The 16,217-nt window shown below is 67.9% G+C and carries 15 protein-coding genes and 1 tRNA gene; 9 read left to right on the top strand and 7 right to left on the bottom strand.

Annotation, left to right across the window (positions count from 1 at the left end; genetic code table 11):
• Positions 1–2: 2 nt before the first annotated feature.
• Together ACF66B_RS18255 and ACF66B_RS18250 are read left to right on the top strand one after the other, a co-directional pair.
• Positions 3–1,742 carry a sensor histidine kinase gene (locus ACF66B_RS18255; protein ID WP_111429573.1) on the top strand — a complete coding sequence of 580 codons (1,740 nt, stop codon included), beginning with the start codon at positions 3–5 and terminating at the stop codon, positions 1,740–1,742.
• Positions 1,739–3,070: a sigma-54 dependent transcriptional regulator gene (locus ACF66B_RS18250; RefSeq protein ID WP_111429574.1), complete on the top strand. Its 1,332-nt coding sequence runs from the start codon at positions 1,739–1,741 to the stop codon at positions 3,068–3,070. Before ACF66B_RS18255 ends, ACF66B_RS18250 begins: the two co-directional genes overlap by 4 nt.
• 91 nt (positions 3,071–3,161) lie before the next feature.
• On the opposite strand, the gene ACF66B_RS18245 is transcribed toward ACF66B_RS18250, so the two are convergent.
• Positions 3,162–3,803, bottom strand: coding sequence for a response regulator transcription factor (locus ACF66B_RS18245; RefSeq protein WP_111429575.1), 642 nt, complete (start codon positions 3,801–3,803; stop codon positions 3,162–3,164).
• Positions 3,800–5,137, bottom strand: coding sequence for an ATP-binding protein (locus tag ACF66B_RS18240; RefSeq protein WP_111429576.1), 1,338 nt, complete (start codon positions 5,135–5,137; stop codon positions 3,800–3,802). Before ACF66B_RS18240 ends, ACF66B_RS18245 begins: the two co-directional genes overlap by 4 nt.
• A gap of 153 nt (positions 5,138–5,290) precedes the next feature.
• Between ACF66B_RS18240 and ACF66B_RS18235 the strand changes: the two genes are divergently transcribed.
• The 7 genes from ACF66B_RS18235 to ACF66B_RS18205 are packed head-to-tail and all read left to right on the top strand — an operon-like array spanning position 5,291 to position 11,173.
• Complete coding sequence (locus ACF66B_RS18235; protein WP_111429577.1) at positions 5,291–6,268, top strand: AAA family ATPase; 978 nt, start codon at positions 5,291–5,293, stop codon at positions 6,266–6,268.
• Positions 6,268–7,107 carry a DUF58 domain-containing protein gene (locus ACF66B_RS18230; RefSeq protein WP_392663524.1) on the top strand — a complete coding sequence of 280 codons (840 nt, stop codon included), beginning with the start codon at positions 6,268–6,270 and terminating at the stop codon, positions 7,105–7,107. The genes ACF66B_RS18235 and ACF66B_RS18230 overlap by 1 nt, the downstream gene beginning before the upstream one ends.
• Positions 7,104–7,472 (top strand): hypothetical protein, encoded by a 369-nt coding sequence (locus ACF66B_RS18225; protein WP_111429579.1) that lies wholly within the window; start codon positions 7,104–7,106, stop codon positions 7,470–7,472. The genes ACF66B_RS18230 and ACF66B_RS18225 overlap by 4 nt, the downstream gene beginning before the upstream one ends.
• Entirely contained in the window at positions 7,469–8,425 is a 957-nt protein-coding gene (locus ACF66B_RS18220; protein WP_111429580.1) for a VWA domain-containing protein, read from the top strand. Before ACF66B_RS18225 ends, ACF66B_RS18220 begins: the two co-directional genes overlap by 4 nt.
• On the top strand, positions 8,422–9,351 hold the full coding sequence (locus ACF66B_RS18215; RefSeq protein WP_111429581.1) for a vWA domain-containing protein: 930 nt from the start codon (positions 8,422–8,424) through the stop codon (positions 9,349–9,351). Before ACF66B_RS18220 ends, ACF66B_RS18215 begins: the two co-directional genes overlap by 4 nt.
• The gene (locus ACF66B_RS18210; protein ID WP_111429582.1) at positions 9,348–9,995 is read left to right on the top strand and encodes a hypothetical protein; all 648 of its coding nucleotides are present in this window, start codon (positions 9,348–9,350) and stop codon (positions 9,993–9,995) included. The genes ACF66B_RS18215 and ACF66B_RS18210 overlap by 4 nt, the downstream gene beginning before the upstream one ends.
• Complete coding sequence (locus ACF66B_RS18205) at positions 9,992–11,173, top strand: hypothetical protein (protein WP_392663519.1); 1,182 nt, start codon at positions 9,992–9,994, stop codon at positions 11,171–11,173. Before ACF66B_RS18210 ends, ACF66B_RS18205 begins: the two co-directional genes overlap by 4 nt.
• A gap of 220 nt (positions 11,174–11,393) precedes the next feature.
• Here ACF66B_RS18205 and ACF66B_RS18200 read toward each other — a convergent pair.
• The 5 genes from ACF66B_RS18200 to ACF66B_RS18180 form a co-directional block, all read right to left on the bottom strand.
• Positions 11,394–11,467, bottom strand: a tRNA-Cys gene (locus ACF66B_RS18200).
• A gap of 219 nt (positions 11,468–11,686) precedes the next feature.
• On the bottom strand, positions 11,687–12,229 hold the full coding sequence (locus ACF66B_RS18195; protein WP_111429584.1) for a peroxiredoxin: 543 nt from the start codon (positions 12,227–12,229) through the stop codon (positions 11,687–11,689).
• A 125-nt stretch (positions 12,230–12,354) separates the two neighbouring features.
• The gene (locus tag ACF66B_RS18190) at positions 12,355–12,786 is read right to left on the bottom strand and encodes a PaaI family thioesterase (RefSeq protein ID WP_111429585.1); all 432 of its coding nucleotides are present in this window, start codon (positions 12,784–12,786) and stop codon (positions 12,355–12,357) included.
• Positions 12,783–13,466: a ligase-associated DNA damage response endonuclease PdeM gene (gene pdeM, locus ACF66B_RS18185; protein ID WP_111429586.1), complete on the bottom strand. Its 684-nt coding sequence runs from the start codon at positions 13,464–13,466 to the stop codon at positions 12,783–12,785. Before pdeM ends, ACF66B_RS18190 begins: the two co-directional genes overlap by 4 nt.
• 40 nt (positions 13,467–13,506) lie before the next feature.
• Positions 13,507–15,924, bottom strand: coding sequence for a ligase-associated DNA damage response DEXH box helicase (locus ACF66B_RS18180; RefSeq protein ID WP_111429587.1), 2,418 nt, complete (start codon positions 15,922–15,924; stop codon positions 13,507–13,509).
• Positions 15,925–16,217: the final 293 nt, after the last annotated feature.

Genomic DNA, 16,217 nt, shown 5'->3' with positions numbered 1-16,217 from the left:
TCATGACCCTGGTCCGGCCGCTTCTTCTCGCAGGGCTCGTTGGCGTGCTGGTCTGGGGTGTCGCGCAGCACCTCGCCCTGGGCACGGCACGCCAGCAGCTGGACCAGACCCTGCTTCTGACCGAACGCGCCGTTGAGGCTGAGGTGGAGCGCCTGAGCTCGCTCCCCGCTATCGCGGCAGAAGACGAACGCGTGCGCAGTGCGCTGGCCGGAACCGGTGCGTTGCAGGAAGCCAACCGCTATCTGGAAACGGTCGCGGTCCATGCGCAGGCAGGGGACCTGTTTCTGCTCGACGCGCAGGGCGATACGATCGCGGCGTCGAACTGGAACCGCCCGGGAAGCTTTGTCGGGCAAAACTATGGCTTCAGGCCCTATTTCAAGCAGGCCCTGGACCAGGGCCAAGGCCAGTTCTATGGCATTGGCGTGACAACCGGCGTGCCGGGATATTTCCTGTCGAGACGGATCGACGCGGACGGTGTGCTCGGTGTGCTGGTCGTCAAACTGGATCTGCGCCCCCTGCAGACCATCTGGCGCACGGCGGACGCCGACGTTGCCCTCGCCGATGAGCATGGCGTCGTCTTCCTGTCGGCGCGGCCCGATTGGGAATACCATGCGCTGACGCGGCTGGATTCCAATGTGCTTTCAGAACTGGAGGCCACCCGCGCCTACAAGGGCGCCGATCTGGCTGCGACAGACCCGCTTCTCACCGGAACGCTAACGCAGGACGACGCAGCAGGCGACGGGTGGATCGGACGGATTTCCACAATGCCGTCCACCGGTTGGCAAGTGATTGCCGCCCGTTCCACAGCCGGGCTGCAGCTCTTGTCTTTCGGTGCGGCGGTGCTGGCTGCGTTTGCGACACTGGCGCTGGTCGCCACGTTCAAGGCCTGGGACCAGCGCCGACAGATCATTGCGCTGCGCCTGTCACAGTCCGAAAACCTGGAAGCGATGGTCCGCGCCCGCACAGCCGATCTGGGGCGGGAAGTGGAGGCGCGCACCCAGGTGGAAATCGATCTGCGCGCCACACAGGAAGCCTTGGTGCATACCGAGAAGATGGCCGCCCTCGGCCGCATGTCCGCGGCGATCGTGCATGAGATCAGCCAGCCACTCGCTGCCATGGAGGCGACCTTGTCGGCGGCGGAACTGGGGTTGGACAAGAACGATGCGGCCACGGCAACCCGGCTGGGCAAGGCGCGCACGTTGATCCGTCGCATGCAGCGCACGACGAAGCATCTCAAGAGCTTTGCGCGCAAGGACGTGGCGGAACGGTCTCTGATCGACCTCAGGACTCCCGTTGCATCGGCGCTTGAATTGGTCGCCCCTCGGGCGCGCGCCATCGGCGTGATTCCGGTCTTTCATGCGCCGGACGGCAAGATCGAGGTGATGGCCGGCGTCGTCAGGATCGAACAGGTCGTGGCCAACCTCCTTCTGAACGCGCTCGATGCCGTGGCCGACTTGCCCGAAGCACAGATCACCGTCACCTTGACGGCCGAGGACGGTCAGGCGCGGTTGTGCGTGGCGGACACAGGCAAAGGCATCCCCGAGACGGACCTGCCCGATGTCACGGAGCCCTTCTTTTCGACCAAGGTGACCGGCGAAAGCCTCGGTCTCGGCCTTGCGATCTGCAAGGCGATCCTGTCTGATTTCCATGGCAGCCTCGAAATCAGCTCTGATCTCGGTCATGGCACCCGGGTCACCGCTACCGTGCCTCTGGCCACTGCCAAGGGAGCAGAGGCCGCATGAGCGCCAGAATCTTCATTGTCGATGACGATGACGATCATCTGTCGGCGCTTGCCGATCTGATCGACGCCTCGGGATATGGCGTGCAGACATTCGACACCGCGGGTGCCGCGTTGGCGGCGATGACGGAGCAGCCGGATCTTGTCATCAGCGATCTGCGCATGCCCGGCATGGACGGCATTGCCTTTCTCAAACAGCTTCGGGCGCAGCGGCATGGCGTGCCCGTCGTGCTGCTGACAGGCAACGGTGATGTCGGCCACGCGGTGGAAGCCATTCGCGCAGGCGCCGAAGACTTCCTGGAAAAACCTTACGACTCCGCACATCTCCTGGCGGTGGTCCGCCGCACCCTGGAGGCCCAAGCCGCGCGGAACGAGGTCGAACGCCTGCAACAGGTGCTCGCCGAGCGTGCCGACAGCAACATCCTCGGGCGGTCCCGCGCCATGCAGCAATTTCGCAAGCGCATTTCGGTTTTGGCCTCGGTCGATCTTGATGTGCTCATCACCGGCGAGACGGGAACGGGCAAGGAGCTCGCCGCCCGTGCCATCCATGCCGCGAGCACCCGGTCAGACGGCCCGTTTGTGGCGCTCAATTGCGCGGCCCTGCCGGAAACCATGGCGGAAACGATCCTGTTCGGTCACGGTGCGGGCGCCCTGGCGCACGATGCCGAGGGCCGTGCAGGCAAGCTGGAAGCGGCTCATGGCGGCACACTGATGCTCGATGAGGTCGAAACGATGCCGATGGCCATTCAGGCCAAGCTGTTGCGGGTCCTGCAGGAGCGCAGTTTCGAGCGCATGGGGGACACGGTCGCACGGCGTCTGGATGTCCGGGTGATAGCGACGACGAAAGCCAACCTGCGCCTGCTCGACACCTTCCGCCCGGATCTCTTCTTTCGGCTGGCCGGGGCAGAGCTGACGACGCCGACACTGCGCGAAGCGGGCGAGGATATCCCCCTGATCTTTGCCCATTACGCGCAGCTCGCCGCGCGCCGCTATGGCCGCTCGGCCCCGGAACTGCCCTGGACGCTGTCGCAGAAACTCAAGCGTCAGGCCTGGAGCGGCAATGTGCGCGAGTTGAAGTCAAGTGCCGAGGCCTTTGCGCTTGGGCTGGTCGAGTTTGAAGGCACAGGCGCGCCCCTGTCGGCCCCGATGACACTTGCCGATCGCGTCGCCGAGTTCGAAGCCCGCGAGATTTCTGCGGTTCTGGATGCCCATGCAGGCAACACCCTGCGCGCGGCAGAGACCCTCGGGCTTCCGCGACGCACCCTGAATGACAAGATGCGACGATATGCGATCTCGTCGGATGCTGAGCGCAAACCGGACGAACCTGGATAGCGCTCCGGTAGCGGTTTCTTTCCATGTCCTCCAGCCAGCTCGAAAGCCGACCTCAAGGAGGACCACCTGTCAGGGGGTAGACCAGCCCCGCTCAGACGGCCTGCAGGAGGCCGGTTTCAAGTGCGAACCAGACCAGCTGAGCGTCCGTTTCCAGCCCGAGTATGCTCTTGATCTGGTAGTGGTTGTTGCGAACCGTCTTCTGGCTGATCGCCAGTTCCTCCGCGACCCGCTCGGCTGGCCAGCCGCGGGCGAGCAGACAGAGGATCTCGGTCTGGCGCGGGCTGAGGTCCGCGAGGCCGCTACGCATGCCCGATACGCGATCGCGGGCAATCGCCTCGATCACGTCGGGAGAGATCACCGTCCGCCCCTGCAACGCGCCGAATATCGCCTCGATCAGGGTCTTCGGATCGCTGCATTTGGTGATATAGCTCGTCGCGCCCGCCTTGATGGCCTTCAGCGCAAAGGCTGCGCTCAGGTGCATCGTGAAGACGACGATCCTGGCGCTGTCGTCATACTGCCGGATGTGGCGGACAGCTTCGATGCCGCTCGCACCGGGCAGCGTGACGTCCATGACCACAACATCGGGCTTCAGGGCACGAAACTGAGCATAGGCGGTTCGGGCGTCCTCCGCCTCTCCGACGATCTTCAGCCCGGGTTGCAGGTCGATCAATCGGCGGTAGCCTTCGCGCACGACCGGATGGTCGTCGACGATGATGACGCTGAACTCCTTCATGCCGCGCAGCGCCCCCTCGCGTCGGGCAGCGTCACCCGGATACGAACGCCCCGGCCCGTGTTCTGCAAACGCAGCGTTCCGCCCATGGCCTCCGTCCGTTCCGACATGCCAAGAAGGCCGTGGCCCGGCGCGCCGCCGTCCGCCCGCCCGCCGCCATCATCCTCGACGGTCAGCGCGATCCCGTCACCGTCGGGATGGAGCGATACCGCGACCTGCGACGGCGTTCCGTGCCGCATGGCATTCGTCACGCATTCCTGCACGATGCGGTAGAGGTCCAGCAACACCGCGCCACTCATGCCGTCTTCGTCCAGCGTGCTGTCCAGCGTCAGACGGGCGTTGCTCTGGGCCTGCCAGCCGGACAACATGCCGCGCAGGCTCGCGACAAGCCCCACCTCGTCGAGGTCGGGCGGGCGCAACCGGGCAAACGCACCACGCAGACAGCTCATCATCGCACGGATATTGGCCCCGATGGCATCGGCATCTCGGGCCAGCGCCGGGCTCTCGGGCGGCGCGGTCAGACGGATCGATGCCGCAAGTGCCGCGGTCGCGGTCAGCATCTGGCCGAACTCGTCATGCAGGTCGCGGGCCAGCTGTCGGCGTTCAACGTCCTCGACCTCGATCAGGCGGCGCGTCAGGTTTCGACGCGCTTCGGTGCTGGTCCTGAGCTGCTGCGCGAGCCGGTTGACCGCTTCGGCGACAAGACGGAATTCCGGCGCGCCGGAGGCCGTGACACGCGTGTCGAGGTCGCCCTTGCTGAGCCGGTCAAGCCCCCGGACAATGCCGCTCACCGGCTCCAGCCGCGAATAGATCGCGATGGTTCCAAGCAAGAGCACCCCCGCGGCCATTCCCAGCGTCTGCCAGAGCGCCAACCGAACCCGTTGCCAGGCAAGTGTCGCGGCGGCAACGGGGTCGAAACTCACCTCGATCCCGTAGACGCCGTCCTGCGACGCGCTGCCTGCGCCGGTTACCCGCGCCGGTTCGCCGAAGATGCGCGTGACCGCCTTGCGGAACTTCTCGGGTGCAACGGGTCCGAAGACCTGCCAGCTGGCGCACATGCGCCGTTCCGTGATCCGGCGCTGCTCGAACCGGATGCAGGTGCCCGGAGCCATCAGGCCCAGAAGCTTGATCGACGTCATCTCGGCATAGAGCGGTTCGCCCGCGCGTGGCTCCATGTGGTAGTTGCGTTCGAGAACGTAGCCTGCCCGCGTCAACGTGTTGCGTGTCATGAGATCGGCGGTCTCGTAGGCCCCCGCAGCGGCAAGACCGATGGTGATGGCCCCCGCGGCCAGCGCCACCAGCCAGAGCGTCAGAACCAGTCGCAGCCTGAGACTCATCACAGCTCCTCCCCGAACGTCCGGGCTCCGAGGATCGGGGAAACCCGCCGGTCTGTCTCGGGCAAATTGCCCGACGTTTCCGGTTTTCTCGTGAAAGGCTTTGTCGAAGCGCCCCGGCGTGGCTTCATGCAGCAAGATGATCGGGAGAAACGCATGGAAGATCTTGCACCTGCCGGACCGTTGGCGGAAGCCGCGCAGACGCTGATACGCCGCATGGAAGACGGGCTGATCGGCCAGTCCGTTCTTGTCGAACGGCTGGTGATCAGCCTGCTGACCGGCGGGCACGTGCTGATCGAAGGTCCGCCGGGGCTTGCCAAGACGCGATCCGTCAGGCGGCTGTCCGACGCCGTGGAGGGCAGCTTTGCCCGTATCCAGTGCACACCCGACCTGATGCCCTCGGACGTAACGGGAACACAGGTCTGGCGGCAGGACAGCGGGACGATGGAGTTTCTGCACGGTCCTGTCTTTCACTCACTCGTCCTGGTCGACGAGATCAACCGCGCGCCTCCGAAGGTTCAATCCGCCTTGCTGGAAGCCATGGCGGAGAAACAGGTGACCAGTGGCACCATGGCGCGCCCTTTGCCTGAGCCGTTCATGGTCGTGGCGACCCAGAACCCGCTGGAGCAGGAAGGCACGTTCCCGTTGCCGGAAGCACAGCTGGACCGTTTCCTGTTCCACGTCCTGCTCGATCTGCCGGATGAAGCGACAGAACTTGCAATCCTCGATCTGGTGGAGGGCGAATTGCGCGCCCATGCGGGTCAGACGGGTCCGAGCCTCGCGCAGTCGACCCTTGCAGCGATGAAGGAAGAGGTGGTGCAGGTTCACCTCTCCCCCGCGCTCAGGCGCTACATCGTCGCGCTGGTAATGATGACGCGGCGGGCGGGCAACGGGCTGGCCGTGACCGACCGGATCCGCCACGCGGTCAGCCCGCGCGGGACGCTGTCGCTCGCCGCGGCGGCGCGGGCCCGGGCCTGGCTGAACGGCCGCGACTACGCGGTGCCGGAAGACGTGAAGGCGCTTGCCCCCGACGTACTCTGCCACCGCATGGCGCCGACCTGGCGTGCAGAGGCTGCCGGCGAGACGTCACGCGGCATCATGGCCGAGATCCTCTCCGTCGTGGAGCCGCTCTGATGAACGGCGCGATCTCGGGAGCCGTCCTTTCGCTGAACCGCCTGGTGGCACTCGCCTCCGCCGCGACGCCCATGTCGCATGAGGGCCTCGCGCGGGGGCAGGTTGCGGGCCTCTCCGGGCCGCGCCGGGGAGAAGGCGGCGACCTCTACGACCTCCGGCCCTTCGTGGACGGGGATGACCAGCGCCGGATGGACCCTGCCGCCACGGCGCGCAGCGGGCGGCCGCAGCTGCGCCGCCGGCACGAGGAAGTGGAGCGCAGCCTGCTGCTCGTCGTCGACATGCGATCCTCCATGCTCTGGGGCACGAAGCGACGGTTCCGCTCCGTTGCGGCCGCGGAATCCGCGGCGCTCGAAGGCTGGCGTTGCGTCCGCTCCGGCGGACGGTGCGGCCTCGCGATCCTGCGCGACGGTGGCCTGGAGTGGCGGCCCGCGCGCCCGCGCGAGGCGGCGATGCTGGAGATTGCGGCCACCCTGGCCCGCACACACGCCGAGGTCATGACAGAGCCGGAGGGAGACCCGCGCCCCCTGACCGACATGTTGCCGGAAATCGCCGCGCGCATCGCCTCCGGCACGGCAATCCTGCTGGCCACCGGGCTGGACGCGCCCGGTGACGGCTTTGTACCGATCGTGACAACACTGGCGCGACGCAATCCGTTCGAAGTCCTTCTCGTGCAGGACGCCGTGGAGACGGCGCCGCCGTCCGGGCATTTCAGCGCGCGCATTGGCCGCGCGCTGTCACGCGGGCGCTTCGGCGCATCCCGGACGGCGGCACTGTTGTCGGAACACGCGATTTCATTCCGGATCGTGCGCTCGGGCCAACCGGAGGACCTCTCGGCATGACGCCGGAAGACCTCGTGTCGCGCTTGGCGCCGGTGCGCGTGCCGGAGGATTTCGCCCGCTTCGGCCTTCAGGATGCACTGGCCGTCATCGCGCTGGGTCTGTTGGGCGGATTGCTCCTGTCCATCATGTTGCGCGGCCTGACCCGGCCCCGCCCCCATGCCATTCATCAGACTCGCGCCCGGATCGCCGCCTTGAGCGGTCTTGCTCCTCAAGAACGCGTGGCCGGTTTGGCGCTCCTCTTGCGCGAACTGGGCGAAGACATCCCGCCGCAGATGCGGATGGCTCTTTATGATCCGGACGCCCCTGCCGATCCGATCGTGCTTGAAGCGGCCATCCTTGCAGCGGCCCGGAGGCGCGGCCGATGAGCTTTGCCGCACCCTGGGCCTTCTGCCTGCTGCCCCTGCCACTCCTGCTGCTTCGCATCCTTCCACCGCGCAGATTTGCCAGTGGCGCGCTGAGCCTGCCACCGGCGCTGGCCGCCGCCTTCCGACCGACCGCCTCACTGCCAGTCCGTCGCCACGCGCGCCTGATCGTCCTTGCCTGCGCCTGGATCGCGCTGGTCACGGCACTGACCGGCCCCCGGCAGGAACGCGCGCTGGACGTGGTGCCCGCATCCGGACGGGACATCGTGCTGGCGCTGGACCTGTCCGGGTCGATGGAGCGGGAGGATTTCGTGCTGGATGGCCAGACCGCCTCACGCCTTGCCGCTGTCCAGTCCGTGGCAGCCCAGTTCGTCCGCGGGCGCACCGGGGACCGCGTCGGGCTGGTGGTGTTCGGGGACCGCGCCTATGTCGCGGCCGCCCCGACCCATGATGTCTCTGCCGTGGCGCAGGCCATCGGAACCCTTCAGATCGGCATATCCGGCAAGGCGACGGCCATCGCCGACGGGCTGGGCCTCGCCATCCGCCGTCTCCGGGGGCGCGATGCGGAGAGCCGTATCATCATCCTGCTCTCCGACGGGCAGGATACCACGGGGGCGGTTGATCCGGTGGCTGCGGCGCAGGCGGCGCAGGACCTCGGGATGAGGGTCTACACCATCGCACTGGGGCCTGCAGATCTGGCCGATGACCCGAAGGCACGGGATGCCGTCGACAGCGAAACCCTGCGGCGCATCGCCGAGGCTGCAGGAGGCGAGACCTTTCGCGTCAGATCGACGGAAGACCTCGAGCGCGTCACCAGCGCCATCGACAGGCTGGAGCCGAGCCTTGCGGACATGCCCCCGGTCCGGACGTGGCGCTTCTACTGGCCGTGGTTCGCGGGCCTGGCAGCAGCAGGCCTCGGCCTCTCCCTGGCGCTGCACGCGAAGGAGAGGGTATGACACTCCCCGAATTCATCCTGCTGAGGCCGCTCTGGCTGCTGGGGCTGCCCCTTGCCCCGGTCGCCGCGGCACTGGTGGCGCGACGGGCGGATGGCATGGCGGAATGGCGTGCCGTGGTCGATCCCGATCTTCTCGAGGCAATGCGCCTCCGGGGTCATGTCACCCCGCCACGCTCAGGCCCCGATCCCTGGCTGATGGCGCTGGCCCTCGCGCTGCTCTGTGCCGGGCTGGCGGGCCCCGCGAACCGCGACCATCATGCACCTCTTCTGCGCAATCGCGACGCGCTGATGATCCTCTTCGACCTCTCACCCTCCATGACCAGGGGGGGCGGCCTGGATGACGCACAGGCAGCCGTGTCGCGGCTGATCGACATCGGCGCTGCCCGTCCCGCCGGCCTGATCGTCTATGCCGGGGAGAGTTTCCTCGCCAGCATTCCCACCGACGATCCGGCGGCGCTGCAAGGCATGATCGCCGTGACGGACAGCGAAACCATGCCGGTCGGGGGCAGCCGTCCGGACCGGGCCCTGATGATGGCCCGCCGTGTCCTTGCAGATGCCGCGTCGGTGGCCCCCGATGTGGTGCTGGTCTCCGATGGCGGCGGCATGGGGCCGGTCGCCGCTGACGTCGCCCGCCAGATGGCGGCAGACGGGATCCGGATCTCGGGCATCTTCGTTCCGCAGGACGCGCCACCCTATGGCCTGCCTGCGGCAATGGCAGAAAGCCTGCAGGCAGTGGTCGAGGCGGGTGGCGGAGAGATGGCGAGCGCCTCCGATCTCGCCTCGATCGGCACGCTGCTCTCGGCACGGCGCAAGCCGCAGCAGCAGGAAGCGGACCTGCGCGCCCTGGAGTACCGAGACCTCGGACCGTGGCTTGCCGCGCTGGCGCTCCTTCCCCTGGCATTGCTGTTCCGGCGGAGGCAGACATGAGGGCCCGTCTCATCGCCATCGCGGCGACGGCCTGCGCGCTTGCCGCCGGACCGCAAGCCTGGGGCAAGCTCGCATGGCAGGCAGGCTTCCCCTCCCTCGCCGTGCCGCTTGTCAGCGATCCCTCGGCGCGGGCGGCCGCACTCTACGCCGCGGGCCGCTATGCCGAAGCCGACGCCGGGTTCGCCGCCGTCGGCCGCAGCGCCACCTATGACCGCGGCCTCACCCTGGCGGCAACCGGCGAATATGCGCTCTCGGTCGCCTATTTCGACGCCGTGCTGTTTGCCAACCGCTATGACACCGAAGCGCGCCACAACCGGGACACGGTCAAGGCGCTGGTCCCGCCCGTTGTCGGAGAGGCCATGGGCCACGGCCGCATCGAGGCAATCCTTGCCGAGGCAGGCATAAGGGCCGTGGCCTTCGATCCCGACGCTCCGGAGCAGAGAATCGTGCAGACGGAAGTCGATCCACAGCGCGAGTCCAACAGGCGCCCCGTCACCGGGGATCGCACCGCCGCCGCCGACACGGCATGGATCGACTCTCTGGAAGACACGCCAGGCGCATACCTGAAAGCCAGGCTGGCCGCCGAGATGGAGCGCCGCCGTGCCGAAGGCGAGGCCCACAAGGAGGAACCGGACCAGTGGTGAGAACCCTGCTTCTCCTCCTCTTCATGGCCGGTTCAGCGCTCGCGCAGGACCGGGACGCCCTGCGGCTGGAACTCATCCTCGACCCTCGCGCCGTCGCCCCACTCGAAGGGGAAATGGTCCTTGCCACCCTGCGCGGCACCTACCGGCAGACCATCGCCCGTGAGGAGGTGAAACTGCGCCCCATGACGGATTTCGACTGGGTGCGGCTCGGGCTCGACAGCTGGATCGACGCGCGCGTCGAGGGGCGGGCCGCACGGGTCTTCGAGCGGCGCCTCGCCTTCTATCCCCGCAGGTCGGGCCATCTCGAAATTCTCCCCATCGCCCATACGCTGGAAGTCATCGGGGCGGCGGGCAAACGGAAGACCGTCATCGTCCGGTCCGAGCCGGTTGCCCTGACGGTGCGTCCACGACCTGCCGACGCGGCGCAGCACTGGCTGCCTCTCCGCGCGCTTGAAATCTCCGACAGTTGGGACACCGATCCCGCCCGACTGGCGGACGGCCAGAGCGCGACCCGCCGGGTGGTGCTGCGCGGGTTCGGGGCGACCCCCGAGATGATGCCACAGCAGCCCAGCCTGCGGCAGCCCTGGCTCATCAGCTTCGCGCCGCCCGAGGAACGGAACTTTCAGGTCACCCCGGAGGGCCCCGTGTCCACCGTGGTCTGGACCTGGAAACTGCGCCCCGTCACAGGCGAACCCGGCGTTATTCCATCGGTGACGATCCCCTGGTTCGATACCGGCAGCCGTACGCCCGAAACGGCCACGCTTCCGATGGCCTCCATCGGTTACGCCAGTTTTGCCGATAACGGCGCATCTGGCTGGCGAAGCCTCCCGGCCACAAGTTGGCCTCTGTGGCTCCTCTCGAGCCTCTCAGCCATGCTCGTCGTGGCGCTGACCCTTCGGGATCGGGTTCCCGTCTCCGGGTTGCGCCGGAAATGGCGCCGCCGCATCCTGCTCCGGAGGTTGCGCCGCCGGGTCCGCGCAGGCGATGCGGCCGGGTCCCGCCAGGCCGCATCGCACCTGCTGGAAGGGCCTCCATTTCTCGGGGAAAGGCAGCGCCTCGAACTCCTCCGACCCGCGGACGATGCCCTATACGGCAAGCCGCTGCGCGATGTGCCTGGCCGTCTTGACCTGATGTACAACCAGATCCGGAAGACTATCCTGCACTCAGGGCAAGGCTGAACAGGACCTGTGAGCCCGACCTGAGGCCGCCTCAGGGGATCACTACCCACGATGGAAGCTGAGAAATTACGGCGGGACGCGCAGCCGACGGCATCTGGCGAAACGAGCACCAAAGGCAGGAGACAAGGTGAAACGGAACAAGACCGGGACTGAAGGTCTCTGCAGCCGTTTCAGATAATAGGGGAGGACCAAGCGAGGTGACTCGAGTGCTTGGAAATATTGGAGGCGAGTACCGGAATCGAACCGGTGTACACGGATTTGCAATCCGCTGCGTCACCACTCCGCCAACTCGCCAATTGCCCGGCCTCCTTAGATTTCCCGTGAACCGAGGTCAAGACGTTATCGTGACCGGATGCCCATGATGCGCGTACGGGCCGGGCAAACCACCGCCCCATTGCCCGCCACGACCATATTGCGTCGCACCACGCTCTGGAGACAAACCGCCCCGACATGCCGGGGCGGTCGCAGGACATTGCACAGCAATATCGGCCGGACGCCGCGGTGCCCCGGAGATCAGGCGGCGGCCTTCTCGCCCTTCAGCCAGGACAGCAGGTTTTCCGGCGAGCTCTCGCCATAGGGATCCTCGCCGTGGTTGTCGCAAAGGCCCGGCTCTTCGAACCAGCCCTCGATCACACCGTCGTTGACGATCGCGGCATAGCGCCAGGACCGAAGTCCGAAGCCAAGGTTGTCCTTGCGCACCAGCATGCCCATGCGGCGGGTGAATTCTCCCGAGCCATCCGGGATCACCTTGATATTCTTGATACCCTGCGCTTCGGCCCATTTGTTCATCACGAAGGAATCGTTGACCGACAGCACGTAGATCGTGTCGATTCCGAGCGCCTGGAATGCCGCGAAATTGTCTTCGAACCCCGGCAGCTGATAGGTCGAGCACGTCGGTGTGAAGGCGCCGGGAAGCGCGAAGAGGATCGCCCGCTTGCCGGCGAAATAGTCGGAGGTGGTCTTTTCCTCCCAGCGGAACGGGTTGGGGCCCGCGATGGACGCGTCGCGGACACGGGTGTGGAACACCACCTCGGGGAGCTTCTGACCGACTTTCATGATGGATCTCTCTGCACATGCCTCAATTGCACTGCAGCAATTTTATTCATTCTACCGCAACGCACAAGAGGCCGGAGTTCACCCGAATGTCATCGCCCGGCTCCGGAACGCCGGAGCGGACGGCTTCAGCCTCCCGTCGCGATCATCGTCCCGAGGATCGTCGCGATATGGGTGCGCCGCCCGCCCTCCTCGGCATGGACATCGCCCGCGATCACCACGAGCGTGCGGCCCGAACGGACCACACGGCCCTCGGCCACGAGACGCTCGCCGCGGCCCGGGGCAAGCATGTTGATCTTCAGCTCGACCGACAGCACGTCGCGGCCGGCATCCATCACGCTCTGGGCGGCATAGCCGCAGGCGCTGTCGCCGATCGACCAGGCAAGACCCGCATGGGAATATCCGTTCTGCTGCGTCACTTCGGGCCGGATCGGCGCGGCGATCACGATCCTGCCATGCTCGACCTCGAGAAGCTCGGCCCTGAGCAGCTCCATCATCCCCTGGCGGGCAAAGCTCTCGCGGATATGGGCCTCGAAATCGGGATTGCGCGGTTCGGTCATGTCTTCGTCCTGTTGCGGAGCGCCGCAAGCGGCAGGGTGAGGCAGGGGGCGCCGGTGAGAATGGCCCGGGCATCCGGCGCGAAGAGCCCGGCCAGGGCGGGATGGTCGCACCAGAGCCCGCCGGTATAGGCGCCGAAGGCGGGGAGGATCATGCGGGCGGCATCGACGAGAAAGCAGGCCCGCACGAGCCCTCCCCCCGCGGCAAGCCGGATCTTCGGGTGGTAATGGCCGGAGATCTCGCCCGGCGCGGCCCCGGCCGCGGCCTCGTGGCGGAAGGTGAGCGGGCCGAAGCTGAGCTCGGCGAGATGAGTGCCGCCGAGGGCGATCGGGCCGGGATCATGGTTGCCCTCGATCCAGATCCACTCCCGCCCCGCCATCAGCGCCGTGAGCCGGTCGGCCTCGCGGGCGGTGAGCGCCAGCGCGCAATCCGAATCGTCGAAGCTGTCGCCGAGACAGATGACCAGCGCCGGATCGAGCCGGGAGATCTCGTCGCCCAGCCGGGCGAGCGTCTCGGCGGTCTCGTAGGGCGGCAGGAGCGCGCCGCCGCGGCGCGCGAGGCGCTCGGACTTGCCCAGATGCAGGTCCGAGACGCAGAGGAGCCGCTCCTCCGGCCACCAGAGCGCGCCCGAGGCGCGGGCCTCGAGAGCCGCGCCGTTGAGTTCCGTATGCTGTCCCGTCATGGCCCCTCTGATGCCCGACCGGCGGGAGCGCGGCAAGGGCTCACGAGAGCCCCGCCTCGGCCAGCAGCGCGGCCACGGCGGCCTCGGCCAGCCGGACCTCGGCGCGGCCCCTGACCGGCACCCGGCCGACCTCGAGGAGCAGAGGCGCGGCAAGCGGCGTCACATGCGGCGCCCGGATGTGATCGAGCCGGCCGGCCGCGCGGGAGAGCATCTCCTCGATGCGGCCGAAATCCACGAGCCCTCGCCCCGCCTCGCGCCGGGTGATGCGCAGCATCAGGTGGTCGGGATCGTATTTCCGCAGCGTGTCGTAGAGGATGTCGGAGGAAAAGGTCGCCTGACGGCCCGACTTCCGCGCGCCGGGCAGGTTGCGGGTGATGAGGCCCGCGATGGTCGCGACATCCCGGAACGTGCGCTTCATCACCGCGTTGCCGCCGAGCCAGGTCTCGAGCCCCTCGCGCAGGCCCTCGGGGTTCAGCAGCGCCGCGGCATCCTCGACCGGCTCGAGCCCCCAGATCAGCAGGGCGTAATCGTTCGAGACGAAGCCGAGCGGATCGAGCCCGGCTTCCTCCATGCGACGGGTCAGCAGCAGGCCGAGCGTCTGGTGCGCGTTGCGGCCCGCGAAGCCGTAGAGGCAGAAATTGTGCCGATCGCCACGGGGAAAGCTCTCGGCCATGAGGCGGGCGGGTTCCGGCAGGCGGCTGATGCGGGCCTGCGTCTCGAGCCACTCCCGGGTGTGGCCGGGCAGCTCCGCCCAGGCGGAACGCTCGGAGAGAAGGGCCATGAGCCGGTGGGAGAGCAGCGTCGAGGTGGCGAGCTTCGTGCCGGAAAAGACCGCGATCTTCGGCTCCCGCGTCGGCTGGCGCGAGACCTCGAGCACCATCTCGCGCAGGCCCTCGTAGCGCACGGTCTCGCCACCGATGAGGAAGGTGTCGCCCGGCGTGAGGCTCGCGGCGAAGGCCTCCTCCACCTCGCCGAGCGGCACGCCGCCGCGGCCGCGGAGCCGGACCGAGAGCATCTCGGTCTCGACGATCGTGCCGATGTTCATCCGGAGCGCCCGGGTCGCGCGGGGGTCGCGGAGCTGCCAGAGCCCGTCGCGCTCGAGGAGGCGCTGCCAGCGGTCGTAGGCGCGGAGGGCATAGCCGCCGGTGGCGCAGAATTCGAGGCAGGCGTCGAAATCGGCGCGGGAAAGCCCGGCATAGGGGCCGGCGGTCAGGACCTCGCGAAAGAGCGCGTCGGCCGCGAACGGGCCGGCGCAGGCGGTGAGCAGGATGTGCTGGCAGAGCACGTCGAGGCCACCGGGGCCGCGGGGTTCGCCGTCGAGATCGTGCTCGCGGACCGCGGCGAGCGCGGCGTGGCATTCGAGCAGCTCGAAACGGTTCGCGGGTACGAGAACGGCGCGGGAGGGGGCGTGGTAGCGGTGGTTTGCCCTTCCGATGCGCTGGACGAGGCGCTTCACGTTCTTGGGCGCACCGACCTGGATCACCAGATCGACATCGCCCCAGTCGATGCCGAGATCGAGGGAGCCGGTGCAGACGATGGCGCGCAGGCTGCCGGCCACCATCGCGGCCTCGATCCTCTGCCGCGCCTCCCGCGACAGCGAGCCGTGGTGAAGGCCGATCGGGAGATCCTCGTCATTGGCCGCCCAGAGCGCGCGGAAGAAGAGCTCGGCCTGGGCGCGGGTGTTGATGAAGACGAGCGTGGTGCGGGCCGCGCGGATCAGATCCATCACCGCCGGGACGGCATAATGCCCGCCCATGCCGGCCCAGGGCGGTGGCGCGTCGGTCCTGAGGATCGAGATGTCGGGCTCGGGGCCGGGATCGGCGAGCAGCACCTCCGCCCCGCCGCCGAGGAAGGCGGCGAGGCCCGCCGGATCCTCGACCGTGGCCGAGAGCCCGACCCGGCGCAGGCCGGGCGAGAGGCTCTGGAGCCGGGAGAGGCCGAGCATGAGCTGGTCGCCGCGCTTCGATTCCGCCAGCGCGTGGATCTCGTCGAGGATGATGCGGGAGACCGAGCCGAAGATCTGCGGCGCCTCCGGATAGGAGAGCAGCAGCGCGAGGCTTTCGGGGGTGGTGAGCAGGATATGGGGCGGGTCGACCCGCTGCCGGGCCCGCAGGGAGGCCCGGGTGTCGCCGGTCCGGTCCTCGATGCGCAGGGCGAGGCCCATCTCCTCGACGGGGCGCGCGAGGTTGCGGCGGATATCGGCGGCAAGCGCCTTCAGGGGCGAGACATAGAGGGTGTGGAGGCCGGGAGGGGCGCTGCGGGAGAGCTCGACGAGGCTCGGGAGGAAACCCGCAAGGGTCTTGCCGCCGCCGGTCGGGGCGATGAGGAGCGTTGCCGGGTCATCCTTGCGGGCCAGGAGCTCGAGCTGGTGGCGGTGCGGCGCCCAGCCCTGCCCGGCGAACCAGGGGCCGAAGGGATCGGGCAGCGGGGCGGTTTCGGGGGGCGCGGCAGCGGACATGGAAGAGAGGTAGACCGCGGCGCGGGCGGGCTCAAGGGGCGGTGACGGCGGAGGCCGCACGGGCGGTGAAAATGGGGCGTTTCACCGTGAAACCGAAATTTTGGCACTGATTTCATTGAATTTTCGTAGTTAACATATCATGAATCCCCCCTCCCCGCGACCCCGCGCGCGGCGGCCGGGCTTTCGGCCGGAGGCGGCGTGCCGGGACCGGAGGTGTTGCCTCGAATGCCCCGCATTTCGCCGGGCGCAGGCCCCTGCGCCTTAACCTCCCGTCAGGAGAGATGACCGGATCC

The sequence above is a fragment of the Amaricoccus sp. B4 genome (genome assembly GCF_043226085.1).
GTDB lineage: Bacteria > Pseudomonadota > Alphaproteobacteria > Rhodobacterales > Rhodobacteraceae > Amaricoccus.
This window is presented reverse-complemented; position numbering and strand designations above follow the sequence as displayed.